Here is a 763-nt window from a genome sequence, read left to right as displayed (position 1 = left end):
CTGCGCGTCCACCTCCAACGTGCTGGCCGGCAAGCTGTTCGGCATCCCCGTGTCGGGCACGCATGCGCATTCGTGGGTCATGTCGTTCCCCGACGAGATATCCGCCTTCCGCGCCTACGCCGAGGCGTTTCCGAAGAACTGCATCCTTCTCGTGGACACCTACGATGTGGCCCAGGGCGTGAGAAACGCCATCACCGTGGGGCTGGAGATGCGCGCGCGGGGCGAGCGCCTGGCCGGCATCCGCATCGACTCGGGCGACCTCGCATGGCTCGCGAAGATGGCGCGGCGCATGCTGGACCAGGCGGGGCTCTCCGATTGCGGCATCGTGCTGTCGAACGACCTGGACGAGTTCACCATCCAGTCCATCCGCGACGAGGGGGCCCAGGTGATGTCGTGGGGCGTGGGCACGAAGCTGGCCTGCGCCTACGACCAGCCCACGCTGGGCGGCGTGTACAAGCTGTCGGCCACGCGCGAGCCGGGCGAGCGGGAGTGGACGGACCGCCTGAAGATCTCGGAGTCCGTGGGCAAGCTCACCACGCCCGGCGTGCTGGACGTGCGGCGCTACTTCTACTGCGACAACGGGCGGCTGGCCGGCGACATGGTGTTCGACGTGAACGCGCCGGGCGACCAGAGCCGCGAGGTGATCGTGGACCCCGCCGACGATCTTAGGCAGAAGAACCTTGCGGGGCTGTGCTCCAAGACGCTGCTCGAGCCGCTGGCGCGCGACGGCAGGACGGTGCTCGACGCCGCCGGGCGCGACGCG

1 protein-coding gene is annotated in these 763 nt (G+C 69.2%); it reads left to right on the top strand.

The annotated features are described in order from the left end of the window. Positions 1-763 (top strand): beta/alpha barrel domain-containing protein (locus GPA_RS08695; RefSeq protein WP_462486143.1); only part of this gene is annotated, 763 nt, incomplete at both ends.

Origin of the sequence: Gordonibacter pamelaeae 7-10-1-b (genome assembly GCF_000210055.1) — a bacterium.
GTDB lineage: Bacteria > Actinomycetota > Coriobacteriia > Coriobacteriales > Eggerthellaceae > Gordonibacter > Gordonibacter pamelaeae.
Note: the sequence above shows the minus strand (reverse complement) of the source record. Positions and strands in the feature narration are given on the sequence as shown.